Here is a 21,957-nt window from a genome sequence, read left to right as displayed (position 1 = left end):
CGGTGACACGACGGCCGGCATCGAGGTCAACGGACGAACCATCAGAAGTTCCTCATGGTGGGCGATCCCCCCAGCTGCTCAACGCGCCATCAGCACCGAGGAAACGACTGGCCGGCGCCGCTGACAGCTTGGAGGAATGCCCCGTCCCGTCTCGCGGGGTGTGTGTTCCCAAAGCGGTCATGTGTGTCCAGACTGGTCCTTGAGCGGCGCGTTCGTACTCGGTGATCAGCCGCCGAGGACCGGCCGGCGTCTGATCCGGTGCGGCCCCGCTCGCCACCCGTGTGTGCCAGCTCAGCCGGGTAGGCGTCGACCTCGGCCTCCAAGGGATGCGATCTTGGCGGGGATTGACCGACGTTCAGGCCAGCTCGCGGTCCAGCGCGGTGGGGGAGAGGGCATGTTGGACGACCATCGCCGCGGCACCGACGACACCCGCGTTCGCGCCGGCCTGTGAGGTGACGATGCGCAGGCGCTCGGTGGCCAGCGGCAGTGAGCGGCGGTAGATCGACTCCCGTACGCCTGCCAGCAGCATCTCGCCGGCCTGCGCGACCGCCCCGCCGATCACGATCAGCGATGGGTTGAACAGGCTGACGCAGGCGGCGAGCACTTCGCCGATGTCCCGGCCGGCCTGCCGTACGGCTTGGCCCGCGATCGGGCTGCCGGCCTGCACGAGGGCCACGACATCGGCGTTGCTCGTCGCGTCGAGGCCGGCGGCGCGGAGCTTCGCGGCGATGGCGGGGCCACTGGCTACGGCCTCCAGGCATCCGCTGTTGCCGCAGCGGCAGAGCACGTCGCCCGCGTGTGGGGCCAGGATGTGCCCGAGGTCGCCGGCGGCGCCGACGTCGCCTCGGTGCAGCTGGCCGTTGCTGATCAGGCCGGAGCCGATGCCGGTCGCAACCTTGACGAAGAGCATGTGCGCCTCGTCCGGGAAGCAGCGGACGTGCTCCCCGAGCGCCATCAGGTTGACCTCGTTGTCCACCAGAACCGGCACGGCGAAGTCGGCGGCGACCCGCGCGGGCACGTCGTATCCGTTCCAGCCGGGCATGATCGGCGGGTGGGTCGGTTTGCCGGTCGAGTGCTCGACCGGGCCGGGTAGCCCGATGCCGACGCCGGCGACGGGGGCGGTGGGGTCGTGGTTGGCGCGCATCCGTCGCCAGGTGCCGATGAGGAGGCTGAGCACCGCGTCGGGCCCGTCGCCGATGTCCAGGGCGAGCCTCTCGATGGCCAGGGGCTCACCGGTGAGGTCGGCGATGGCGACGGTGGCGTGGGTGGCCCCGACGTCGGCTGCCAGCACCGCCCGGGCGCGGGCATTGAACACGAACCTGCTCGCGGGTCGGCCGCCGGTGGCGGCGTCGTTGCCCCAGTCGGTCACCAGCCCGGCGTCCATGAGCGCGTCGAGGCGCAGGCGCACGGTCGATCGGGCCAGTCCGGTCTCGGTCGCCAGCTCGGCGCGGGTGCGCGCCTGCCCGTCGCGTAGCAGCCGGAGCAACTCCCCGGGCGATGTCGGGACGGCGCTTTGCCCATGGTTCATCCGTCAATTAAAGCGCCGGGTTGCGTCGGCTGACACCAGGGTTTGAGACGTTGGTCATCGCGCTTTGGTCGATCTAGTTACATCTTTTGATTGACGGCCGTCATAAGTGGACGCTACCGTCGTCGCATGTCTGTGACCGATGTCATAACGGCGTCCGGTGGCCTCGAATCCGAGCAGCAGACGCTACGCGTGGCAGTTGCCGGCGCAGGGTTCATGGGGCAGGTGCACGCGGAGGCGGCCCGGCGTGCCGGGGCGAAGGTCGTGGCCGCGGTGGCATCGCGCCCCGAGGGTGCGGCCGCTGCGGCTCGCGCGGTCGGCGCGGACCAGGGCTACCCGGACCTGGCGGCGCTGCTCGACGGCGCCGAGATCGACGTGCTGCATGTGTGCACGCCCAACGCGTCGCACGCCCCCGTCGTCGCCGCCGCGCTCGCCGCTGGCGTGCACATCATCTGCGAAAAGCCCCTCGCCACTGGCAGCGCCGAGGCCATGGCGCTGGTGGAAGCGGCCGGAAGTCGGGTGGCCGCGGTGCCCTTCGTCTACCGCTTCCACCCGATGGTGCGCGAGTTGCGTGCCCGGCTGGCCGCGGGTGAGGCGGGCGTCGTAGCCAGCGTGACCGGGGGCTACCTCCAGGACTGGTTGTCCCGGCCGTCCGACGACGACTGGCGGGTCGACGCCGCGCTCGGCGGACCGTCGCGGGCGTTCGCCGACATCGGCTCGCACTGGTGCGACCTGTTCGAGTTTGTGACGAGCGACCGGATCGCCCGTCTGTCCGCGCGCACCACGGTCGTGCACGAGCGCGCTGGCCGGACCGGGGAGCCCACCGAGGACCTGGCGGCTGTGCATTTCACCACGGTCGCCGGCATGGTGGGCACGCTGGTGGTGTCGCAGGTCGCCGCGGGCCGCAAGAACCGGCTGCACCTGGAGCTCTCCGGCACCGAGGCGAGCTTCGGCTTCGACCAGGAGGACCCGGAGCGGCTGTGGGTCGGGCGGCGCGAGGGCGGCCAGACGCTGCTGCGTGACCCCGGAACGCTGCACCCCTCCGCCGCGCGCTACGTCCGGCTGCCCGCCGGGCATGCGCAGGGCTACCAGGACTGCTTCGACGCGTTCGTCGCCGACACCTACCGGGCGGTGGGCGGCGAGGACGTGCCGGACGGCCTGCCCACGTTCGCGGACGGCCTGCGCGCCGTCCGGATCACCGACGCGGTGCTGGCCTCTGCGGCTGCGGACGGCGCGTGGACAGAGGTGCCGGCATGACGCCCGGCAGAGCGAGCGTGCGGCTGACCGGGATCACCAAGTCCTTTCTCGGCGTGCCGGTGCTGCGTGACGTGGACCTGGAGCTGCGGGGCGGCGAGGTGCACGCCGTGATGGGCGAGAACGGCGCGGGCAAGTCCACGCTGCTCAAGGTGCTGGCCGGGGTGCACCGGCCAGACGGCGGCACCATCGAGGTCGACGGCGTCGAGATGTCCTTCGCCAGCCCCAACGACGCGCAGCGGGCCGGCATCGCGATCATCCACCAGGAGTTCACCCTGCTGCCGCATCGCAGCGTCGCCGAGAACGTCTACCTCGGCCGCGAGCCCGTGCGGCGGATGCAGGTCGACCGGCGGCGCATGGTGGCCGACACCCGCGAGCTGCTGGAGTGGCTCGGCGAGGACGGGATCGATCCGTCCGACACCGTGTCTTCACTGTCGGTCGCCCAGCGGCAGGTCGTGGAAATCGTCAAGGCGCTGTCGACCGACGCTCGGGTGCTGGGCATGGACGAGCCGACCGCCGCGCTGGCCGATCACGAGGTCGAGCTGCTCTACGACCTGGTGCGCCGGCTGCGCGAGCGGGGCATCGCGATCCTTTACGTCTCTCACCGGATGCGCGAGGTGTTCGACCTCTCCGACCGGATCACCGTGCTCAAGGACGGCCGATTCGTCACCTGCGCCCCGACCGGCGAGCTGACCTCGGAGGACCTCGTCCGGCACATGGTGGGCCGCGACCTGGGCGAGTACTACCCGGACCGGGCGGTCCCCGACGACCTCGGGCCGGTCCGCCTCACGTTGCGCGGTGCCGGCAACGACCGCGTTCGCGACGTGAACCTCGAGGTGCGTGCCGGGGAGATTGTCGGGCTGGCCGGGCTGCAGGGGTCTGGCCGCTCCGCGGTCGCGCGCGCGGTGTTCGGTGTCGAGCCGTTCACCCGCGGTTCGTTGGAGGTGGACGGGGTGGCGCGGCGGGTGACCCGGCCGCGCACCGCCGTGCGTCTCGGGATCGCGTTGGTCACCGAGGATCGCAAGGGGGACGGGCTGGCGCTTCGCCAGTCCGTGCGGGACAACACGTTGCTGGTGCGCCGTGCCGCGCTGAGCGGCGGGCGTTCCCGCGTGAGGTCGGACGTGGCGGCATTGCTCGAACTGGTGACCGTGGTGGCGCGCGGCGAGCACCAGGAGGTGCGCTTCCTGTCCGGCGGTAACCAGCAGAAGGTCGTGCTTGCCAAGTGGCTGGCGGTCGAGCCGAGGGTGCTGGTGGTCGACGAGCCGACGCGCGGCATCGATGTCGGCGCGAAGCGGGCCGTGCACGAGCTGCTGCGCGACCTCGCGCGGCGCGGTGTGGCAGTGCTGATGATCTCCTCGGAGCTTCCCGAGCTGATCGGGATGAGCGACCGGATTCTCGTCATGCACAACGGTGCGCTGGCCGGCGAGCTGCCGGCCGGCGCGAGTGAGGGGGCTGTGATGGCGCTGGCCACCGGGCACGGGATCGGTGAGGCGGCGTGAGCACTCTTCAGGAACACACCTTACCGGTCGAGCAGAAGGCGACGCGGGCGGGCGTGCGGCTGCGGCTCACCCCGACGGTCATCGTCTACATCGCTCTCGTCGCTCTGCTTGTCGTCGGCAGCGTGCTCGTCGGGCTGCGGGGCGAGGTCCTGCTCGACCAGGGCGGCATCCTCAACATCTTCACCCGGGCCACCGCGCTCGGTCTGGTGGCAATAGGACAGACGATGGTGATCCTCACCGGATCCCTCGACCTGTCCGTCGCCTATCTGGTCGGCCTCACCTCGCTGATCGCGGCGGAGACGATGGCCGGGCGGGACGGCATGGTCGTGCCCGGCGTGCTGCTCGCGCTCGCCGTGGCCGCCGGCGTCGGCCTGGTCAACGGGCTGGTCATCACCGTCCTCAAGGCCAACGCGTTCATCGCCACGCTCGGCGTGGCGCTGATCCTGCGCGGCTATCTCGAGGACAACTACACCGGCCCGGCCGGCGACGTGCCGCGCGGCTTCCAGCACCTCGGTTACGACCGGATCGGCCCGATACCGGTCGCGGCGCTGCTCATGCTGGCCGCCGCCGCACTGTCCTGGTGGTATCTCTCGCGGACCCGCCCCGGCTACCACATGTATGCCGTTGGTGGCGACATCGAGGTGGCCCGGCTGTCCGGGGTGCCCACCCGCCGGACCATCGTCACCGCGCACGTGCTGTGCTCGGTCGCGGCCGGCCTCACTGGGATCTACCTCGCCAGCCGGCTCGGGTCAGGCGCTCCGTACGTCGGCACCGACGCCGGGTACGACCTGGAGTCGATCGCTGCTGTCGTGCTCGGCGGGACGCTACTCGCCGGTGGCAGGGGCGGTGTCGTCGGGACCATCGGCGGCGTCCTCATTCTCGCCACGCTGGACACGATCTTCGACGACCTCGAGGTCGACCCGTTCTTCAAGGACGTGGTGCGCGGTGTCGTACTCGTGACCGCGGTCGCGCTCTACGCCCGGCGCATGATGGCCAGCCGCGCTCGTGGGAGGTTGGCATGACCTGGCGTCCCCGCCTGGCCGAGGGCACCGCGCCGGTGCTCGTCGTCCTGTTCCTTCTGCTCGTCGGCCTCGCGATCGCCGGCCCGGCCTACGAGGAGCCGTCCGGCTACCTGGCGCTGCTCAAGCGTGCCGCACCCCTGATGATCCTCGCAATCGGGCAGTACTTCGTCATCGTCTCCGGTGGGTTCGACCTGTCGGTCGGCGCACTGGTGACCGCCGGGGTGGTCATTGCGGCCCGGCTGATCAACGGAAGCGAGTCCGCAACGGCGCGAGTGATCCTGCTCGTGCTCGGGTTCGGCCTGCTGGTCGGCCTGGTCAACGGGCTGGTCACGACGAAGCTCCTGGTGCCGTCGTTCATCGTCACGCTCGGCATGCTCCTCGTGCTCAACGGCGCGATCTTCCTGTGGACCGGTGGTGCCCCACGCGGCGCGCTGTCCGCCGGGTTCCGGACGTTCGGGCGCGGCGCCGTGGATGTCCCGGTGCTCGGAGAGGTCCCCTGGTCGGTGCTCATCCTGCTGGCGATTCTGGTGGCTGCGGCGCTGTTCATGCGCGGCGGCACCGGCCGCGCGCTGGTCGCGGTCGGCGACAACGAGGCCGCCGTGCGGCTGTCCGGCGGCCGGGTCGACCGGCTCCGGTTGCTCGCGTTCGTCCTGTCCGGACTGCTCGCCGCAGTCGCCGCGGTCCTGCTCGGCGGGTTCGCCGGCGTCTCGGCGCAGGTCGGCACCGGCCTGGAGTTCCGGGCGATCACCGCCGTCGTACTGGGCGGCGTACTCCTCGGCGGCGGGCGCGGGTCGGTGGTCGCGGCCGCTGCCGGCGCGCTGTCGCTGGAGGCCCTGTTCACGCTGCTGAACCTGCTCGGCGTGAGCGGCGCCCTCGAGTCGGCCGTGCAGGGCGTGATCATCATCGCCGCCGTCGCCTACGCCTCCCTCGGCGGCGGCGGCGCGCGGCAGCGGCTGCGGTGGTGGCCGAAACAGCGGGACGGCGCGCGACCCGCGCAACCCGCCTCCTCCTGAGGTCCCCGAGGTTAGTAAGGAGATCGACGATAGTGAACAAGAGATGGGCCCTGGTGGCCGTGGCGGGCGCGGTGGCGCTGGCCGGGTGTTCGAGCGACCTGCCCGACGACAAGGCCACGGCCGGTGGATCACCCAGTTCAGAAGCGAGCAAGTCGACGTTCTTCGACCAGTCTGAGTACACCCGCCAGTTGGCGTTCCGCAGCGCCAAGCCGGAAGGCCCGGACGGCAAGCCGTGGGAGCAGATGCTCGAGCCGGAACTGGTCGACACCGCGAAGTTCGCCAAGCCGGGCGGGAACTACACCCTCTGCTTCTCCAACGCCGCGGTGAACAACCCGTGGCGGCAGGTGGGCTTCAAGACCATGCAGCAGGAGGTGAAGCTGCACCCGGAGATCACCACGTTCACCGTGCTGGATGCGGAGGGCAAGGACGACAAGCAGATCAGCGACATCCAGTCGCTGGCCGGCAAGAAATGTGCCGCGATCATCATCTCGCCGAACACCACCGCCACGTTGACGCCGGCCGTCGAGCAGGCCTGCCAGACCGGCGTGCCGGTGATCGTGTTCGACCGGGGCGTCAACACCAAGTGCCCGGTGACCTTCGTCCACCCCATCGGCGGCTTCGCCTTCGGCGCGGACGGCGCGGAGTTCCTGAAGGAAAAGGTCAAGCCGGGCGGCAAGGTCCTCGCCCTGCGCATCCTGCCCGGCGTGGACGTGCTCGAACAGCGCTGGGCGGCCGCCAACGAGATCTTCGCCGGCAGTGGGCTCAAGGTGGTCGGGGTGGAGTTCACCGACGGCGACGCGGCGAAGACCAAGAGCATCGTGGCCGACTACATCCAGCGTGAGGGTCGGATCGACGGCGTGTGGATGGATGCCGGTGCGACCGCCGTCGCCGCGGTCGAGGCCTTCCAGGACGCCGGGGTCGACGTGCCCGCCATCGTCGGCGAGGACCAGCAGGACTTCCTGCGGATGTGGGTCGACGAGGGCCTGACCGCGGTTGCGCCGACCTATCCGACCTACCAGTGGCGCACGCCGATCATCGCCGCGCTGAAGATTCTCAAGGGCGAGCAGGTGCCGAAGGAGTGGGTGCTGCCGCAGCCGCGGATCAGCGGTGACAACGTCAAGGAGTACGTCAAGCAGGACATGCCGCCACTGCACTACGCGATGTGCGGCTGCGAGGGCATGCCGGGTTACCCAGGGCCGTGGCGGTGATCAGACATCCGCTCGGGGTCAACACCTGGGTGTGGGCCTCGCCGCTGACCGACGCGACCTTGGCCGCCCTCGCGGCCAAGGTCGCGGGGTGGGGCTTCGACGTGCTCGAGCTCCCGGTGGAGAACCCGGGCGACTGGGAGCCGAAGCGAGCAGCGCAGGTGCTCGCCGACCACGGTCTCGGCGCCACCGTGTGTCTCGTCATGCCACCAGGTCGTGAACTGGTCGCGGCGGACCCGGCCACCATCCGGTCCACCCAGGACTACCTGTACGCCGTGGTGGACGCCGCCGCGGCGGTCGGCTCACCGGTGATCGCTGGTCCGGCGTACGCCTCGGTCGGTCGGACCTGGCGGCTGTCACCGGCCGAGCGGGCTGCGGCGTACGCGCAGCTGCGGGAGTACCTTGCCCCCGTCGTCGAGTACGCGGGCGCGGCCGGCGTCGCGGTGGCCGTCGAGCCGCTCAACCGCTACGAGACGAGCCTGCTCAACACCATCGGCCAGACCCTCGAGGCGATCGGCGACCTGCCGCACTGCGGGGTCGCGCTCGACCTCTACCACCAGAACATCGAGGAGACGGACCTCCCGGCGGCGGTCCGCTCGGCCGCCGGCCGGGTGGCACACGTCCAGGTGTGCGCCAACGACCGCGGCACGCCCGGCGCCGACCACCTGGACTGGCCGGCGATTCTCGCCGCGATCGACGACGCCGGCTACGGCGGTCCGCTGTGCATCGAGTCGTTCACCGCGGAGAACGCGACGATCGCGACCGCCGCCTCCATCTGGCGTCCGCTCGCCGCGACCCAGGACGCGATCGCCGTGGACGGCCTGGCGTTCCTGCGGGCGGCGATGCCCTGACCGACAGCCAACTCCACGCCAGTCCGACGGCGCCGGCACGCCGCACGGTCATGACCACCCCAGTAGTTCCTCGTGTCCCAGGAGGTACCACATCTCATGAACGTGTCCCGGCGTCCCCGGTGGGGACGACTGCTCGCGATACCCGTCGTCGGCGCGCTCGCGCTGTCCATGATCAGCCCAGCGCCGGCGGTCGCCCACGAGGGCACGCACGGCCAAGCCCACGTGCTGATCTTCACCAAGACCACGCAGTTCCGGCATACCGAGGCGATCGAGCAGGGCGTTCCCGTGCTGCAGGCCGCCTTCGCCGACGCCGGGATCACCTCGCAGCACACCGAGGACTCATCGATCTTCAACGACGACGACCTCGCGCACTTCGACGCCCTGGTGATGTTCCAGGCTTCCGGCGATCCGTGGACCGCCGACCAGAAGGCGGCCATGGAGCGCTACATGAAGGCCGGCCACGGCATCGTCGCCATCCACAACGCGACCGACATGCGCGGCAACTACGCGTGGTGGGACAACATGATCGGCTCGCTGATGCCCGGCCACGCAGCCACCGGCACCAGCCCCGGCCTGCCGGGCACCGTCCGTGTCGAGGACCCGACCCACCCGTCGACCGCGCACCTGCCGCAGCGGTGGGAGCGCGCCGACGAGTGGTACAACTACGCGCTCAACGTCCGCGGCGACGCGCACGTGCTCGCCACGATGGACGAGACGACGTACAACCCGGGCGGCAACGCCATGGGCTACGACCACCCGATCTCGTGGTGCAAGCCGTACGACGGCGGCCGCGCCTGGATGACCGGCATGGGCCACTTCGGCGCGCACTACACCGGCGAGCCGGGGTTGGTGCAGCACATCGTCGGCGGCGTGAAGTGGGCGGCCGGCATGGTCAAGGGCGACTGCGGCGGCACGAAGTGGGACCAGTTCGAACGGGTCCCGCTCGACCAGAACACCAGCGCCCCGTTCGCCATGGACGTCGCGCCGGACGGCCGGGTCTTCTTCACCGAGTTGGTGCGCGGCCAGATCCGGGTGTACGACCCGCGGACGAAGACCACCTCCACCGCGATCACGATCCCGGTGTACTCCGGCGGTGAGGACGGCCTGCTCGGCATCGCGCTCGACCCGAAGTTCGCCCAGAACGGCTACCTCTACATCTACTACGCGCCGGCGAGCACGAACGACAGCGACCCGACGAACTTCTTCAGCCGCCTGTCCCGGCTCACCGTCGGGCCGGGCTCGCAGATCGACCGGGCCACGGAGAAGGTCCTGCTCGAGGTGCCGGCGCGTCGGCTCCCCGACGAGCCCGGTCACACCGGCGGCGGCCTCGCGTTCGGCCCGGACGGGAACCTCTACCTGAGCGTCGGCGACGACGTGAACCCGCACTCCGAGCCGTCCGGTGGTTACGCGCCGCTGTCCGAGCGGGACGGCACGTTCCACGACGCGCGCGCGACCTCGGCCAATACCAACGACCTGCGCGGCAAGCTGCTGCGGATCCGCCCCGAGGCGGACGGCACCTACTCCATCCCTGCGGGCAACATGTTCCCCCCGGGCACGGCAAAGACCCGGCCGGAGATCTACGCGATGGGCTTCCGCAACCCGTTCCGGTTCTCGATCGACCCGAAAACCGGCGCCGTCGGGCTGGCGGACTACTCGCCGGACAACAGCAACGACAACCCTGACCGCGGACCCGCCGGCATCTCCGAGTGGAACTACATCACCGAGCCCGGCTTCTACGGCTGGCCGCTGTGCATGGGCAACAACGAGCCGTTCCGGGACGTGGACTACCGGACGAACCCGGTGACGGTCGGGGCATACTTCGACTGCGCCCACCCGGTCAACGACTCCGTGCGCAACACCGGCCTGACCGAGCTGCCGCCGGCCAAGCCGGCCAAGATGTGGTACGGCTACAAGCGTTCCTCGGTGCCGTCGGTCATCCCGCAGGGTGGTGGCCTGGGCCCGATGGGCGGCCCGTTCTACGAGTACGACCCGAACCTGGAGTCGGACACCAAGTTCCCCGCCTACTACGACGGCAAGCCGTTCTTCTTCGAGTGGGCGCGGAACAAGATGTACTCGATCATCCCGAACGGGCAGGGTGGGGTCGAGAAGGTCAACCCGTTCCTGCCACAGCAGCAGTTCCTCGCCCCGATCGACTCCAAGTTCGGTCCCGAGGGGTCGATGTACGTGCTGGACTGGGGTGGCGGCTTCGGCCGCGACAACCCGAACTCGGGACTGTACCGGGTCGACTACATCTCCGGCTCGCGCTCGCCGACGGCGAAGATCAGCGCGTCGCCGGACTCCGGCCAGGCGCCGCTGCAGGTCCGCTTCGACGGCTCGGGCAGCACCGACCCTGAGAACGAGCAGCTGCGCTACGAGTGGGACTTCACCGGTGACGGCGCCGTCGACTCCACCGAGCTGAAGCCGAGCTTCACCTACACCGCGAACGGCGTCTACAACGCCCGCCTCACGGTGACCGACCCGGCCGGCAAGACCGGGACGGCGACGGTGCCGATCACGGTCGGCAACACCCGGCCGAAGGTGAAGTTCAACCTGCCGCCCAACGGCGCGTTCTTCGACTTCGGTGACGAGGTGAGCTGGGACCTGTCGGTCAGCGACGCCGAGGACACCCAGATCGACGACGCCGACGTGGTGATCCAGCCGGCGATGGGCCACGACGAGCACGCGCACCCGGCCGAACCGCTGCACGGGCGCACCGGCAAGGTGGTCGTCGACCTCGGCGGCGGGCACGGCGAGGACATGAATGTCTTCTACGCGATCGATGGCCGCTACACCGACTCCGGCGGCCCGGGTGGCATCCCGACCCTGACCGGATCGGACACCACCCTGATGTTCCCGAAACAGCGGGAGGCGGAGTTCTTCGACAACTCGTCGAACATGACGGTCGTCTCGTCGCGGGACATTGAGGGCCACGGGAGCGCCATCGCCGGCCAGAACGGCGCCTGGGCGTCGTACGACCCGGTCAACCTGCACAACGTCGACCGGCTGATCCTGCGCGCGTCGGCCGCCACTGCCAGCAGGATCGAGCTGCGACGGGGCGCCCCGAACGGTGAGCTGCTCGGCACTGCGCAGGTGCCGGCGACCAGCGGTGGCGGCTACGTGGACGTCCCGGTCGAGGTGTCCGACCCCGGCGAGACGTTCACCCTGTACGCGGTGTTCCCGGGCGCCGGCGAGCGGCGCCTGAACTTCATCGAGGCCGACGGCAAGGGCGTCTCGCCGACGAGCAAGCCGAAGGTCGCGGTGACCTCCCCGACGCCGGCCGACAAGCTGGAGCCGGGCAAGATCCAGCTGACCGCGGCCGCGAGCGACGCGGAGAACACGATCACCAAGGTCGAGTTCTTCGTTGACGGCACGTCGATCGGCATCGACACCACGGCGCCGTACACCATGACGTGGAACGCCTCCACGGAGAAGCGCTACCAGCTGACCGCGGTCGCGACCAACGACAAGGGCCACCGTACGAAGTCCCGCGTCGTGCAGGTCGAGGTCGGTGACCTCTACGGAGCCTGGCAGACCTACAGCAACACCACCGCCGCGTTCGACCGGCCGGACCAGGACACCTGGGTCGTCAACGCCCGCGGCGAGAACATGTGGCAGGGCACCGACCAGTACGGCTCGGTGTACCTGCCGGCGGCGGCCGGCAACACCTGGACCGCCACGGTGAAGATCGAGAGCCAGACGAACACGAACAACTCCGCCAAGGCCGGTCTGATCGTCCGCAACGACATCACCCAGCCCGGCAAGTCACCTGGGTACGCGGCGATGACGATGCGGGCGGGCCTCGGGTTCGAGTGGCTGCGCGACACCGACGGCAACGGCCAACTCGACGCCAGCACCGGCGCCAGCACGACGAGCTACCCGGCCTGGGTGCGGATCGTGCGGGACGGCGGGAAGTACTACGGGTACTGGAGCAAGGACGGGAAGTCGTTCACCCTGGTCGGCGACCCGGTGACGCTGCCCGGCGCGGCCAGCCCGCAGGACATCGGCCTCGCGGTCACCGCGCACAACGCGTCGGCCAGCAGCGAGGCGAAGTTCAGCGGCTTCACCCTGGTCGACAAGGCCATCCACCCGGCACCGCCGGAGACCGCTCCGGGCTGCGCGATCCGCGGTTCGGACAACTTCGACGGTGACACGCTGAACACCAACCGGTGGACCACGGTGCGGAACGCGCCGAACCTGCCGGTGCGGGTCACCAACGGCGGGCTGGCGCTGCCGGTCACCAACGGCGACATCAACGAGGCGAACACCGGGCCGATCAGCTACGCCGGCCAGCGCGCCAAGGTCGGCCCGTGGACGATCACCACGAAGGTGACCGTCCCCCACAACCGTGAGTGGCAGCATGCCGGTCTGCTCATGCACGGCACCGACAACGACTACGTCAAACTGGCGTTCACCCGCAACTCGTCGGGCGGTCGGATCATGGAGTTCCAGACCGAGGCCGGCGGGACGCGGACCTGGCACGCCAACGTGGGTCTGCCGGCCAACTTCCCGTCCACCGCGCACCTGCGACTGGTCAGCGACGGTCAGAAGCTGACCGCGGCGTACTCCGCCGACGGCCAGACCTGGACGGCGCTCGCCGGCTCCGCGAACGTCATCCCGAACGCGACCGTCGGCCCCATGGCCGCCGGAGACACCGGGACGGCACAGGTCAACGCCGTGTTCGATCACTTCACCATCACGCCGGACGGCACGGACGACGGTGTCCGCGCGCCCAGCGACGAATTCGACGGCAGCGCACTCGACGGCTGCCGGTGGAACTCGGTGGTGCGGTACGACTCGACCAAGGCCGCGGTGAGCGGCGGGGCGCTGCGCATCGAGACCCAGCCGGGCGACATCAACGGCACCAACAACTCCTCGCCGCGCAACTTCATCCTGCAGAAGATCCCCGCTGACGTCGCCGCCGGCGACTGGACGATCGAGACCAGGCTGACGCCGACGATGCTGCACAAGTGGCAGCTGGCCGGCTTCCTGGTCTACAACAACGACGACAACTACGTGAAGTTCGACGTCGTGGCCAACAACAACGCCGGAACCCCGACCGACCTGCGCGCCGAGCTCGTCTCGGAACGCAACGCACAGTTCGGCAACGGCGGAAACCGGTCGATCGACATCGCCGACTCGTCCGAGAGCGGCTGGTACTACCTGCGGCTGCGCCGGAGTGGGAACACCTACTCGGCCCAGATCAGCGACGGCGGGATCAACTGGACCTCGCTAGGCCAGCCGGTCACCAACGACGCCGCGATGACCTCGTTCGGTCTGATGGCGTTGGGCCCGGAGCAGGCGCAGCCGGTCACGGTCGGCTTCGACTACTTCCGGATTCTGGACACGACGGCGCCGAGCCTGACCGTGTCGGTCGACCCGGCGCAGCCGAACGGCAAGCGCGGTTGGTACACCTCGCCGGTGACGGTCACCGCCTCGGCGAGCGATGACCGCGGCGGCCCCGTCCGCATCGAGTTCGTCGACGGCGACGGCGACTGGTCCGAGTACGGCGAGCCGATCAAGGTGACCCAGGACGGTCGGTGGGAGCTACGGCTGCGGGCGATCGACGAGGCCGGCAACATCTCCGCGCTGAAAGCGGTGTCCCTGGCCGTCGACGGCACGGACCCGGTCGTGACCGTCGACGGCGTGGCGAACGGCGGCAAGTACGACCTCGGCAGGTCACTGCCGATCGCCGCCACGGCACAGGACGCCGCGTCGGGTGTCGACTCGGTGGCCCTCCGCCTGGACGGGGTGGCGATCGAGAGCGGCGCGGGTGTCGAGCCGACGGCCGGCGATCACAAGCTGACCGTCGTGGCGACCGACCTGGCCGGCAACGCCACGGAGGTGACGGTCGCCTTCGAGATCGTCGCCACCTACGACAACGCCCAGGCGTTGGTGCGGCGGTACCAGGCGGACCGTCTGATCAGCGAGGACCTCGCCGACCAGCTGTTCGGCCAGCTCCAGGCCGCCAAGAGTACGGCGGCGGCGGGCCGGCCGGAGCAGGCCAAGGCTGCTCTGGACCGGTTCGCGGCGGCGGCCAGCACCGCCACCAACAAGTCGGCCCGTACGCAGTTGCTCGCGGCCGGCGCCTACCTGAAGGCCCGACTGTGAGGAGATGACGGCGAGCCGGTGCCGGCCGGCTCCCCGACCGGTGCCGGAGCACGCCCCGCGTGCTCCGGCACGTGGTCTCCCTTCGCCCGCCGCGGCCATGGCCCAGCGGCACCACTCCTACGAACCGGAACCCCCAGCCGCGCACGGCGCGGCGCGACCGAAGGAGTACCCGTGGCACGATCATGGCGTCGTCTCCAGGCGGCCGTCCTGGCTACGGTGCTGGCCGTCCCCACCAGCTGGGCCGCGTTGGCCGGCCCGGCCGCTGCGGCAGGCCCCAGCACCGCGACGGCGGAGCCCGCCTTCCGGGCCCTCGTCTTCTCGAAGACCGCCGGCTTCCGGCACAGTTCCATCCCGAACGGCATCGCGGCGATCCAGAAACTGGGACAGGAGAACAACTTCGCCGTCGACAGCACCGAGGACTCGGCCCAGTTCACCGACGAGAACCTCGCCAGGTACGACGTCGTCGTCTGGCTGTCGACGACCGGCGACGTGCTCAACGCCGACCAGCAGGCGGCATTCGAACGCTACGTGCAGGCCGGCGGCGGTTACGCGGGTGTCCACGCCGCGGCCGACACCGAGTACGACTGGGCGTGGTACGGCAACCTCGTCGGGGCCTACTTCAACTCCCACCCCGCTGAACAAAACGCCACAGTCAAGGTGGAGGATCCGGCCCACCCGTCGACGAAGCAGCTGCCGCAGCGGTGGACGCGGTACGACGAGTGGTACAACTACCGCACCAACCCGCGCGGCAAGGTCCACGTCCTCACCTCAATGGACGAGCAGTCGTACAGCCCGGGGGCGGGGGCGATGGGCGCCGAGCACCCGATCACCTGGTGCCAGGATTACGACGGCGGCCGTTCGTGGTACACCGGCCTCGGCCACACCGAGGCCTCCTACACCGAGGCGGAGTTCCTCAAGCTGCTCCTCGGCGGCCTGCAGACGGCGGCCGGCACGGTCAAAGCGGACTGTTCGGCCACGCTGACCTCGAGCTTCGAGAAGATCACGCTCGACGACAACACGTCGAACCCGATGTCCCTCAATGTCGCGAACGACGGTCGGGTGTTCTACATCGACCGTCTCGGTGACATGAAGGTCATCAAGCCGGACACCCGGCAGACCGTGCAGTCCGGCCACCTCAACGTGTACACCGGCAACGAGAGCGGCCTGCTTGGCCTGGCCCTCGACCCGAAGTTCGACGAGAACAACTGGGTGTACCTCTTCTATTCGCCGAGCGGAGCGAATGTCGACCGGCTGAGCCGGTTCACCATGAGTGGCGACGCCCTCGACCTGACGACCGAGAAGAACATCCTGGACGTGCCCGTCCAGCGCGCCGAGTGCTGCCATCACGGCGGTGACCTGGTCTTCGACGGCGCCGGTAACCTGATCATCTCCACCGGCGACAACACCAACCCGTTCGCGTCGGACGGCTACGCCCCGATCGACGAGCGGGCCGGCCGGTCGTCCTGGGACGCGCAGCGCACGTCGGGCAACACCAACGACCTGCGCGGCAAGATCCTGCGCATCCGCCCGCAGACCGACGGCACGTACACCATCCCTGCGGGGAACCTCTTCGCGGCCGGAACCGACAAGACGAAGCCCGAGATCTACGCCATGGGCTTCCGCAACCCGTTCCGGATCGACGTCGACCCGGCCACGGGACGGGTGCTGGTCGCGGACTACGGACCGGACGCGGGTACGGCGAACCCGGATCGGGGCCCCGAGAACACCGTGGAGTGGAACGTCCTCAAGCAGGCCGGCAACTACGGCTGGCCGTACTGCATCGGCAACAACAAGCCGTACAAGGACTACGACTTCGCGACCGGCGTGTCCGGGCCGGCCTTCGACTGCACCGCGCCGGTCAACAGCTCGCCGAACAACACGGGCCTGACCAACCTGCCCGCGGCGATCGCCGCCGACGTGTACTACCACTACGCCGGAGACCCGGCATTCCCCGAGATCGGCGGGGGTGGGGCGCCCATGGCCGGCCCGGTCTACCACTACAACCCCGACCTGTCCTCCGAGCGCAAGTGGCCCGCGTACTTCGACGGGAAGGCGCTGTTCGGAGAGTGGAACTCGAACAAGATGTTCACCATGCAACTGGACAGTGACGGCAAGCTCGTCGACATCAACCAGATGCTGGTCGGGATGGGCTTCAAGCGGCCGATGGACCTGACCTTCGGTCCGGATGGGGCCATGTACCTGGTCGAGTGGGGTTCGGGCTTCGGCGGCGACAACGCCGACTCGGGCATCTACCGGATCGACTACCTCAAGGGCACCCGGTCACCGATCGCCCGGGCCTCGGCCACACCGATCTCGGGCCATGCACCGCTGACCGTGCAGTTCTCCAGCGACGGTACGCGCGACCCGGACGGGGGTGCGCTGACCTACGCCTGGGAGTTCGGTGACGGCGGCCAGTCCACCGCGGCGAACCCCGAGCACACTTACACCGCCAACGGTGACTACACCGCCAAGCTCACGGTGACCAACCCGAACGGCAAGACCGCGGTCGCCAACGTAAAGGTCACCGTGGGTAACACCGCGCCGACGGTGAAGATCAACCTGCCCCCGAACGGCGGGTTCTTCGAGTTCGGCGACCAGGTGAAGTACTCCCTCACCGTCACCGATCCGGAGGACGGTGAGATCGACTGTGCGCGGGTGACGGTGCAGTCCTCGCTGGGCCACGACGCGCACGCGCACCCCCTGGACCAGCAGAACGGCTGCGCGGGCACGATCCAGACCCTGGTCGACGGTGGTCACGGCGCCGACGCGAACCTGTTCTGGGTGATCGAGGCCACCTACACCGACATGGGCGGTCCCGGGGTCAGTGCCCTGACCGGGCGCGACACCGTCGTTCTCGCCCCCAAGCGCCAGCAGGCGGAGTATTTCAGCGCGACCGGCCGTGCCGCGGACGGCAAGGGCGGGGGCACGCCCGGTGTCCAGGTGGAGAACACCGGTGACACCCAGGGCGGATACCAGAACGTCGGCTTCATCGAGGACGGCGACTGGTTTGCCTTCGAGCCCGTGAACCTCACCAACGTGACCTCGCTCAATGTCCGGGCGGCTGCGGCCAGCGCCCAGGGCGGCACGGTCGAGGCGCGTTGGGGCGCGGACAACGGTCCGCTGCTCGGCTCGGTGGCAGTGCCGAACACGGGCGGTTGGCAGACCTATCAGGACTTCGCACTGCCGCTGTCCACCGTTCCGGCCGAGACCGGCACGCTCTACTTCGTGATCCGCCGCCCGGTCGGAAGTTCGGACGGCGGTGGACTGCTCAACGTGAACTGGGTTGACTACGTCGGCCGCGGCGTGACGGACAACCAGCGGCCGGTGGTCGACGTGACGGCGACGCCCACGTCCGGGACGGCTCCGCTGAGCGTCAGCTTCACGACGACGGCGACCGACCCTGATGGGGACGTGCCGCTCACCTACGCATGGGACTTCGGAGTGGCGGGTGTGCCGAAGCCCACCACGCAGAACGCCGCCTACACCTACACCGCGCCTGGCACCTACAAAGCGACGGTGACGGTGACGGACGCGCGCGGCGCGGCAACGTTGAAGTCCGTGAGCATCAAGGTGGACCCGGCCCTGAGCCTGTGCCTCGCCGGCCGTTCCGACGGCTTCACGGGTTCGGAACTGGACCGGAGCCGGTGGACCAAGGTGGTTCGGGAGAACCAGGACCTGCGGGTCAGCGACGGCAAGCTGATCATCCCGACCAGCAACACCGACATCTACGGCGCCGCCGTCAACACGACCCCGAACATCGTGCTGCAGCCGCTCCCGTCAGGTCCGTTCACCGCGACCGCGAAGCTGACCCTGCCGGCCAGGCGGGCGTACCAGCAGGCCGGATTGGTGATCTACGGTGACGACGACAACTACGCCAAGATGGTGCTCGAGGGGCGCAACACCAGCACGGACGATGCCAACGCGCGCATCTTCCAGTTCATCCGGGAGGAGAACGGCCAGCCGAACGAGGTCGCGGCGAGCAACACCGCCAACCTCGGCGCCAGCTACCCCGACACCGTCTACGTCCGCTTCACCAGTGACGGCAGCAACCTCAATGCTGCCTACTCCGCGGACGGCGTGACCTTCACCGCGATGGCGCAGACGAAGTCGCTGGCGGGCATGAACAACCCGCACATCGGCCTCATCTCGCTGTCCGGGACGGGCTCGCGTCCGGTGCTCGACGCGGCGTTCGACTGGTTCCACCTCACCCCGGATGACACGGTCACCCGTCCGAGCCCGAACGATGAGTTCGGCGGCAGCCAACTTGACGCGTGCCGGTGGGACGCGGTCGTCCGGCCGAACCCGTCCACGCACCGCGTCTCGGGCGGCAACCTCGAGATCGACACCGAGAACGGCGACATCTACGGAAGCTCCAACACCAGCCCGAAGAACTTCATCCTGCAGACCGCCCCGGACGGTGACTGGACCATCGAGACCAAGGTTGATGGCAGCGCCCTCAACGAGCGGTTCCAGCAGGCCGGACTGATCGTCTACCAGGACGACGACAACTACGTGAAGTTCGACTACATCACCGACAATCAGCCTGGCGAAGCCGTCGCCCGCCGGATCGAGCTGCGCAGTGAGGTCGGCGGCGTGGTGCAGCAACCGCAACCGGCCGCCAACAACCTTAGCGCCGGAGTGTGGTGGCTGCGGATCACCAGGGCGGGCAACACCTTCCGCGGCTACTACTCGAGCAACGGCACGACCTGGACCGAGCTCGGTACGGGCGTCCCGAACGGCGCCCTCGCCTCGGCCAAGGTGGGCCTGTTCGCCTTCGGTGCGGACCAGCAGGCATCCAAGACGGCGAAGTTCGACTACTTCCACCTCGCCGATCGGACTCCGCCGACCGTGACGGCCACCCTGGAGCCCGCCGTGGCGGACGGGAACAGCGGATGGTACGTCTCGTCGCCCATGGTCAAGATCACTGCGGTCGACCAGAAGGGCGGCTCCGGCATCGACAAGGTCGAGTACAAGCTGGACGATGCCGACTGGGCCGTGGCGACCGATGCGGTGGCCATCGAGGCCGATGGTGAGCACACCGTGCAGTACCGTGCGACCGACAAGGCCGGCAACACGTCGCCGGTCGGCACCATCACGGTCAAGCGGGACGCGACCGCGCCGGCGACGACGGCCACCCACGAGGCGGCCAACAACGCCGGCTGGCACCGCGGCGACATCGCGGTGACGTTGACGGCCACCGACACCACGTCGGGTGTCGCGGCGACGGAGTACCAGCTCGACAGCGGCGCGTGGACGGCCTACACCGGCCCGGTCATCGTCACCGGCGACGGGACGCACAAGCTGGCGTACCGGTCGACGGACAAGGCGGGCAACGTCGAGGCGGCGGCGGCGAAAACGTTCAAGATCGACAACACCGCCCCGTCGGTGAGCGTCAGCGGAATCGCCAACGGCCAGTCGTACGGTGACAGCGGTCAGCCGACCGTCGGCTGGACCGCCACCGACGCGGGTTCCGGGGTCGCCACCACCTCGGCAACCCTCGACGGCACCGCGATCGACGTCGGAACGCTGTCACTGTGGACGCTACCGCTCGGTGAGCACACGCTCGTCGTTACGGCTGTCGACTCCGCCGGGAACCGCACGACCGAGACGGTCCGCTTCCAGGTCACCACCTCGTACGACGACCTGAAGCAGCACATCAACCGGTTCAGGGGCGGGGGCACCATCTCCAAGGGGATAGCCACGGCGCTGCTGTCCCAGCTCGACGAGGCGAAGGCCGAGGAGGCGGCCGGAGACACCGCAGAGGCGAAGGCCGTACTCCAGCAGTTCAGGTCGTTCGCGACGAAGCAGGTGGCCGACAGCGCCACCCGAAAGGTCCTGGTGCGTGACGCCGAGGCCCTGATCGATCGACTGGGTAATTGATGTCGCAACGGAAGAACTCCGCTGTCCCCTCCCGCAAGCCGGGAGGGGCGGCGGGCCGTCGCCGGGTGGCGGGCGCACAGACCCGCCACCCGGCCCCGGCCGGCGCTCGATCCACGACGACCCGAATCATCGGGATCCTGGCGGTGTTCGCCCTCGGTGCCCTGGTGGCAGCCGCCGTCGCCGCGCTCGTCGCCCGTCCGGACCCGGTGCAGCGCAAGGTGGACGAGTTGCGCGCCGCTGACGCGGCGCGGGACGCCGTCCAGATCACCGAGCTGACCGCGACGGCCCGCTCGTCGGCGCAGCGGCTCAGCCCGGTGCTGGAGGGTCTGGCCACCGCTCTCCCGGTCAATCCCGACGAGGCCCCTGCGCTTGCCCCGGCCAGCACGGTGACGGGCTGGCGGGAGGTGGCGCAGCAGGTCGCCCGGGAGTACGACGATCCGCCGTCGGGCGCGACCGCGACGAACATCGCCCGGGAGAGCTTCGCGATGGCTCTCGACCAGTTGGTGACGGCCGTCGAGACGTACGACTCGGCGCTGCGCGCCGAGGGCGCCGGCCGGGCCCGGCTGCTCGACCTCGCGCGAGAGCAGCGGAATCTCGCGATTCGGGCGTGGGGCGTAGGGGCCACCCAACTTGACGTGCTCAACATCGATGCCGGCCACGGGCACGCCCACGTCTTCCTGCCGACGGAATCTGGCACCGGGGCATTCGGCGCCGACCCGGAGCCTGAGGGGAGCCATCAGCGATGACTGCATCCCGGAACCGAACCGCCGTGGCCAGGTCGGGACGTGCACTACTACTGGCTTGCGCGGCTGCCCTTGCACTCATCCTGCTGCCACCCGTCGGGGCGTTCGCCCATGGCGGCGGCATCCGACTGGAGGCCGCTGGCGACGGTGCGGGCGGAATCGATGTCGTGGTCACCTGGAAAAAGGACAAGCACCCGGTGGCGGAGAGCGTCGCGATGACTGCGGTCGCGGTCGGGCCCGCCGGGCAGAAGGTCGGCCCCACCCGAATCATGTCCGCCGCCGAAGGCGTCGGCTTCTACCACGCCGATCTTCAACTAGCCCCTGGGCATTGGAAGGTCACCGTCTCGGCCACCGAGCCCACCACGGCGAAGGCCACCTTTGAGGTGACGGTCAAGCAGCCGACAACGACCGCTGGCGACTCTCCGGCCCCGGTGGTGAGCGGTGAACCGGCCGGGAGGCAGAACAGCACCCAACCCGACGGGGTAGTACAGCAGGCTGCCCCGGATGCGGCTAAGGACACCCGGCATTGGGTTCCGCTGGTGGGAGCTGCCCTCGTTGTCCTCGCCGCGATTTTCGGCCTGGTGGTGGCGCGCCGCCGCCGCTCCGCGGGAGGACGGTGACGATGAACGCCGTGACCGGGCGAACCGGCGTGGCTGGTGGGGCGCGGGCGCCGGTGGCGACGACCGCAGCGCGGGACGGCTGTCATCAGGTCCGGCGTTGGGTGAGCGAGGGCAGGCAGGCGGTCTGGGCGCGAGGCGTCCGCAGCTCGGTGATGGATACAGCTATCGCGGGCTGCCAGAAGACCATCCGCGCAGCTCGCCAGGTCGCTCATCTTGATCTTCTAGTCCCTCGCTCGC

The 21,957-nt window shown here is 69.7% G+C and carries 11 protein-coding genes; 10 read left to right on the top strand and 1 reads right to left on the bottom strand.

Going from position 1 to position 21,957, the window contains the following annotated elements; all coding sequences use genetic code 11:
• Positions 1-355: 355 nt before the first annotated feature.
• Positions 356-1,528 (bottom strand): ROK family protein, encoded by a 1,173-nt coding sequence (locus ACNAVT_RS27660; RefSeq protein WP_416300420.1) that lies wholly within the window; start codon positions 1,526-1,528, stop codon positions 356-358.
• Between the two features lie 126 nt (positions 1,529-1,654).
• Between ACNAVT_RS27660 and ACNAVT_RS27655 the strand changes: the two genes are divergently transcribed.
• The 10 genes from ACNAVT_RS27655 to ACNAVT_RS27610 all read left to right on the top strand — a co-directional run bounded on the left by ACNAVT_RS27655 (position 1,655) and on the right by ACNAVT_RS27610 (position 21,720).
• On the top strand, positions 1,655-2,782 hold the full coding sequence (locus ACNAVT_RS27655) for a Gfo/Idh/MocA family protein (RefSeq protein ID WP_416300419.1): 1,128 nt from the start codon (positions 1,655-1,657) through the stop codon (positions 2,780-2,782).
• Positions 2,779-4,278: a sugar ABC transporter ATP-binding protein gene (locus ACNAVT_RS27650; protein WP_416300418.1), complete on the top strand. Its 1,500-nt coding sequence runs from the start codon at positions 2,779-2,781 to the stop codon at positions 4,276-4,278. Before ACNAVT_RS27655 ends, ACNAVT_RS27650 begins: the two co-directional genes overlap by 4 nt.
• On the top strand, positions 4,275-5,300 hold the full coding sequence (locus tag ACNAVT_RS27645; protein WP_416300416.1) for an ABC transporter permease: 1,026 nt from the start codon (positions 4,275-4,277) through the stop codon (positions 5,298-5,300). Before ACNAVT_RS27650 ends, ACNAVT_RS27645 begins: the two co-directional genes overlap by 4 nt.
• Complete coding sequence (locus tag ACNAVT_RS27640) at positions 5,297-6,313, top strand: ABC transporter permease (protein ID WP_416300415.1); 1,017 nt, start codon at positions 5,297-5,299, stop codon at positions 6,311-6,313. The genes ACNAVT_RS27645 and ACNAVT_RS27640 overlap by 4 nt, the downstream gene beginning before the upstream one ends.
• A gap of 32 nt (positions 6,314-6,345) precedes the next feature.
• Positions 6,346-7,521, top strand: coding sequence for an ABC transporter substrate-binding protein (locus ACNAVT_RS27635; protein ID WP_416300413.1), 1,176 nt, complete (start codon positions 6,346-6,348; stop codon positions 7,519-7,521).
• Complete coding sequence (locus tag ACNAVT_RS27630; RefSeq protein ID WP_416300411.1) at positions 7,518-8,369, top strand: sugar phosphate isomerase/epimerase family protein; 852 nt, start codon at positions 7,518-7,520, stop codon at positions 8,367-8,369. The genes ACNAVT_RS27635 and ACNAVT_RS27630 overlap by 4 nt, the downstream gene beginning before the upstream one ends.
• A 96-nt stretch (positions 8,370-8,465) precedes the next feature.
• Positions 8,466-14,477, top strand: a complete 6,012-nt coding sequence (locus tag ACNAVT_RS27625; RefSeq protein WP_416300409.1) for a ThuA domain-containing protein — start codon at positions 8,466-8,468, stop codon at positions 14,475-14,477.
• Positions 14,478-14,648: 171 nt separating this feature from the next.
• Complete coding sequence (locus tag ACNAVT_RS27620) at positions 14,649-20,357, top strand: ThuA domain-containing protein (protein ID WP_416300407.1); 5,709 nt, start codon at positions 14,649-14,651, stop codon at positions 20,355-20,357.
• 65 nt (positions 20,358-20,422) lie between these two features.
• Positions 20,423-21,103 carry a hypothetical protein gene (locus tag ACNAVT_RS27615; RefSeq protein ID WP_416300405.1) on the top strand — a complete coding sequence of 227 codons (681 nt, stop codon included), beginning with the start codon at positions 20,423-20,425 and terminating at the stop codon, positions 21,101-21,103.
• Positions 21,100-21,720: a hypothetical protein gene (locus tag ACNAVT_RS27610; RefSeq protein WP_416300403.1), complete on the top strand. Its 621-nt coding sequence runs from the start codon at positions 21,100-21,102 to the stop codon at positions 21,718-21,720. The genes ACNAVT_RS27615 and ACNAVT_RS27610 overlap by 4 nt, the downstream gene beginning before the upstream one ends.
• Positions 21,721-21,957: the final 237 nt, after the last annotated feature.

Origin of the sequence: Micromonospora sp. SL4-19, from assembly GCF_047921475.1 — a bacterium.
In the GTDB taxonomy this organism is placed as follows: domain Bacteria; phylum Actinomycetota; class Actinomycetes; order Mycobacteriales; family Micromonosporaceae; genus Micromonospora.
Note: the sequence above shows the minus strand (reverse complement) of the source record. Positions and strands in the feature narration are given on the sequence as shown.

Excerpts from the sequence above, each read along its gene's own strand:
- ACNAVT_RS27655 (WP_416300419.1), top strand. The coding sequence starts at position 1,655 with ATGTCTGTGACCGATGTCATAACGGCGTCCGGTGGCCTCGAATCCGAG.
- ACNAVT_RS27625 (WP_416300409.1), top strand. The coding sequence starts at position 8,466 with ATGAACGTGTCCCGGCGTCCCCGGTGGGGACGACTGCTCGCGATACCC.
- ACNAVT_RS27640 (WP_416300415.1), top strand. The coding sequence starts at position 5,297 with ATGACCTGGCGTCCCCGCCTGGCCGAGGGCACCGCGCCGGTGCTCGTC.
- ACNAVT_RS27610 (WP_416300403.1), top strand. The coding sequence starts at position 21,100 with ATGACTGCATCCCGGAACCGAACCGCCGTGGCCAGGTCGGGACGTGCA.
- ACNAVT_RS27660 (WP_416300420.1), bottom strand. The coding sequence starts at position 1,528 with ATGAACCATGGGCAAAGCGCCGTCCCGACATCGCCCGGGGAGTTGCTC.
- ACNAVT_RS27650 (WP_416300418.1), top strand. The coding sequence starts at position 2,779 with ATGACGCCCGGCAGAGCGAGCGTGCGGCTGACCGGGATCACCAAGTCC.